Annotated in this window: 2 protein-coding genes and 1 pseudogene; 1 reads left to right on the forward strand and 2 read right to left on the reverse strand. The window is 63.8% G+C overall.

Going from position 1 to position 4,143, the window contains the following annotated elements; all coding sequences use genetic code 11:
- Positions 1 to 410: 410 nt before the first annotated feature.
- Together ACFYP3_RS37070 and ACFYP3_RS37075 are read right to left on the reverse strand one after the other, a co-directional pair.
- Positions 411 to 630, reverse strand: a pseudogene (locus tag ACFYP3_RS37070) (transposase); the annotation flags it as partial.
- Between the two features lie 1,487 nt (positions 631 to 2,117).
- The gene (locus ACFYP3_RS37075) at positions 2,118 to 2,447 is read right to left on the reverse strand and encodes an Lsr2 family protein (protein WP_388842482.1); all 330 of its coding nucleotides are present in this window, start codon (positions 2,445 to 2,447) and stop codon (positions 2,118 to 2,120) included.
- A 1,254-nt stretch (positions 2,448 to 3,701) separates the two neighbouring features.
- Between ACFYP3_RS37075 and ACFYP3_RS37080 the strand changes: the two genes are divergently transcribed.
- Positions 3,702 to 4,143: helix-turn-helix domain-containing protein (locus ACFYP3_RS37080; protein ID WP_388842484.1), on the forward strand; the 442-nt coding region annotated here is incomplete at its 3' end.

Consider the following 4,143-nt stretch of genomic DNA (forward strand, 5'->3'; position numbering starts at 1 on the left):
GCGATCTCCCACAGCCCGTCTGGAACAATCCAACTCCACGTGCCCCGCCCCATACCGACGTCAACGACGCCTCACCACATAGGACACGGTCTTAGCCGGCCTTAAAGCAGGGCCGCAAAGTCAAGGGCGCGGAGCGTTCCAACTCGCCTGACAGCCGGGGGGTGTCTCTATGTCTTCGTCAAGGACGTGGTGTGTGGTTTGGGGTGGTCGTGCCGCGAGGGTGGCGGTGGGGGTTCGGGATTCGTAGAGGGTGCTGTCGTGGAGCATGACTGAAGAGTTGACCTTCGCGCCTTGCTCAACAGCCCGAGGGCTCCGCCCGTTTCAGGGCCACCCCCTCCTCACCCGATCGATGGCCGAGTTGAAAATGCTCAGCGTCACGAGCCGACAGCGTCCGGCCCTGGATCCGAGCGGGAACCGAACTGATTGAGGAGCCTGAGCCCGGCCGGATGCTGCACTCTCGGGCCCAGGGCTTGCTCCAGCGCCGGGTGGATCTGTGTGAGCAGGCCACGCAGGGAATTGCTGATGCGGTGGCCTCGCCGGCCAGGCCTTCATCGAAACCACGAGCATCTCCAGCTCGGCGATGGTCTCGTCCTCGAGATCGACCGAGCGGATCGTGTGCAGCATGGCGCGGGGTCACGTCCGCGATGAGGAACGAGTCACGGAACCTCCGGTGCCCCCGAGGTCCGAGGTGGGTTCGTAGCCAGGAGAGGCAAAGCGCTCGATTTGCATACTCCCCTGAGGGGCAGGAGCGTTGGAGCATCAACGGAACCTACTTCGAGTTAGGAAGGCATGTCCATGGCGCCTTTGGTGTGGCTGTTGATTCCGCTGTGCGCTGCGATAGGCGCGTCAATATGGGGCAGCTGGGCGGCACGCGACCGCAGGCAAGATGATATATCCGGGCTCGCGCATTACGCGCGATTTCGTGAAGTCATGGGAAATGCCAACACCACTTCCGATCGAGCCAGGTCCAATGTCAAGGCCGAAGCGCATCACGTTGTCGGTGCCGTCTGAACGCGGCCCGAGCCGTGCAAAGCGTTCCGCTTAGGCCACGGCTGGAGGTATCCGACTGTGCGGGCGATTGCGGTGCCGCCAACCAGGAGCCGCAGCGAACTCTCGGCAATCGCGCGCCTCTGGAGAGACCACTGATGATGGGCATGACCACCGACTCCTTGGGAGACACGGAGCCCCGCCCGCCGGACCGGCCCCTGGTCGGTACCGTCGGGAGTGCTGTGCTCCGGCTTCCGTCAGGGCTGGCCGCGCGGAATTTGTCCAATGTCCGCAACCACGCCCGTGCTCACTCGGACACGCGCGTTAAAGGGAACACCTGACGATCCGCCCGATGCCCTGGCAGCTGCGGCGAACGACGCCCGTGAGTGGTGAAGCCCTGCGACCATTCGCCATTATGTGCGCCACATGGCAAATCGTTCTCTGGCGTGGGTATCCCGAGCTTCGGTCAGGGGAGGGAGTGCCCCTGGCTCTGGAGGCAGAGCGGAGGGACGCCTCTGCCTCCTCGCCACCGGTGCGCTGGCTCGGGGACAGGTGCAGCCTGTCGAGGCCGGAAAGTCCGAGATGGGGAAAGCCTTCGAAGGCCGGGGCGCGGCCCCCGTCGCGGCCTCTGGTGGCCAGAGCCGTACCCCGTACCGCGAAACGTACCCGACGCCACGGCTCCCGCGAAATGGGGCCCAGCCGGGTCAACCGAGAGATATCCGGGGGGCAGCACACGCAGGGAGGAGCACCGAGTCGTCGAGAAGCGAGCTCTGGGAAGAGCGGGGCGCCCCCCGCTCCATAGCATGGTGCCCCTGTTGCCTCGGTGGGTAGAAATCGGCCATTTATCGCATCGTCAGGCCAGGCAGGAGGCGGCTCGGCAGCCGGTGTAACAGGCTGCGATCCGTTGCAGATCCAGATCATTCACGCCCGTTCGCACTCGCACCAGCACCAACCTCGATCGGCCCCGCGATCCTGTCGCGGACCCAACTGCGGGTGCACCCTCAAACGAGCCGGCGGTATCCGCAGTGGCGACGCGGAAACCGAACGGCTCCGCGCGGTGCTCCCCCCCCGGACGTCGCCCAAAGCGGCCCTCGCAGAGGATGCCCCGGTCAACCAGCTCACAGGCATCCTCAGTGAGCGGCGTCGTAGGCCTCGCGGACCTTCTTCGGCACTCGCCCGCGGTCATTCACTGTGAGGCCCTTTTCCTTTGCCCACGCCCGGATCTCGGCAGTGTCATTAGAGTCTCCCGCCGTGTGCGGCTTCGCAGGCTTTGCACGCCGCTTTGCCCTCCGCCCTACGCTGATGAACGGGGCCACTGCTTCGAGCAGCTTGTCGTAGCTCTCCGGTGCGAGGTCAATCTCGTATGCGACGCCGTCGAGCACGAGGGTGTGGGCCGACGCTTCGTGGGACTCTTCACCAGTCAGGTCGTCGGTGTAGATAGTCACTATTTTCTGAGCCATGGAAGCATTGTATGGCCGTCTCGTAGCTATCGGAACATATACGGGGATGAACCAGCCGACTGGCGTGCCGCCCAACCAATGTCCCTGACCCTGCGGAAATCATCCGGAAAATCTGCCATATCGGTACAACAGTAGCGATTCAACACCCGCACCGGGGCGGGTCGGCGTTCTTCCCCCTGGGCCGCAATCCCTGCCGGTCAAGGTTTTGTGGTGGCATCTGGCACTGCGAATCGCACAGGGTAGTCAAGCGACCACCGGTTGTTCCCAATCTGTACGTGCATCGTCCAGATCCGAGTGTGGCCGTGGGGCGGTCCTCAGGATCATCCTTGTCTCGGATGTGCATGCAACTCGGCCTCCAGGGATCAACCGCGGGACTCGCCCCCGGCGAGCCTGTTTGAGCCCCCGCGCAAACAGGAACAGACGAACGGTTGAAGGCCGAAAGTCGCCTACCAGCACCGTGCCGACGTCGGCCACCGCTCGAAGGCCGCGGCGGCGCCTCAGGCACCGCTGGAACATGTCCCACCACCCATCCGGCACCAGCCGCTCAACAATCCCCACTACGAACGACGCCCTACCCAACCGGCCCAAATGAGATGACGTCACCACTCCAACGATCAGGCGCCCTGCCCCGTCACGGCCACCCCTCTGGCCAGCACGTTCACTCCATCACAGCAGGGCCGAAAATGGTTCACTACCCAGATGCCGCCCGGGCTTTGAGAAGGTTGAAGAATCTCACTACCCGGGCTGCAAAGCGATTCCTGGTGGCGGTCCACGCCCGCACGCCAGACACGCGAGGCCGGAGAGCGTGAGCAGGCCTTTCCGGCCATGGCAACGGATTTGGAGAGTATTCGCTCCAGTGGGCTGTCACCGAGGCTTCCTGTGACCCGTCAGCTTCAGGCATGAAGCTCAACTACCTGATCAGGTACGTGAATGTGGAACCATCTCTGTGGCGTCTAAGAAGAAGCGATCTGCGCTTAAGGGCATCGCATCCTACTGGTGTGCACGAAAGCCGGTCCGATGGTGACGGGGGAGGCACCACCGGACCGGTTACGCACCACTTTAGACGATCAAGACTGATGCATATGACCAGCCATGTAGCTAGTACTTCTGAGTGTCTTGAGTTCTATTCAGATGTGTACGCTTGGCCTATGGCGCGGATGGGGCGGCCGATGGCTGAGCTGATGCTGACGGGAAGAAGAACGGGCCACGTTGGCGGGGTGGGTGCGGCGTCGCTCCACCCCGCAGGCATGGGCTATGCGGTGCCGGATCATCCTGGCCTGCACTGAGGGCGTCTCGAACAAGGGTGTGGCGACCCGTCTCAGATCGACGCCTCAGGCAGTCGGGCGGTGGCGGGCCCGTTTCGTGCAGTACCGGATCGCTGGCCTGGCCGACATGCCGCGCTCCGGCGGCCCCAGGACGGTGACGGACGAGCAGGTGGTCGCGGTGGTTACCAGGACAATGGAGTCCAAGCCGAAGGCTGCGACGCACTGGTCGACGCGATCGATGGCGAAAGGAAATGGGCCTTTCCCAGTCCTCCATCTCAAGGATCTGGAGGACGTTCGGCCTTCAGGCACAACGCTCGGAGTCCTGCAAGGTTTCAACCGATCCCTAGTAGGGGTTGGTGTGGTTGGGTTGGTGTGGGTATGCCGCGGTGACAGGTGGGGCAGACGCCGGCCCATGTCGCGAGGGGGGTCTG

Source organism: Streptomyces sp. NPDC005533, from assembly GCF_042871845.1.
GTDB lineage: Bacteria > Actinomycetota > Actinomycetes > Streptomycetales > Streptomycetaceae > Streptomyces.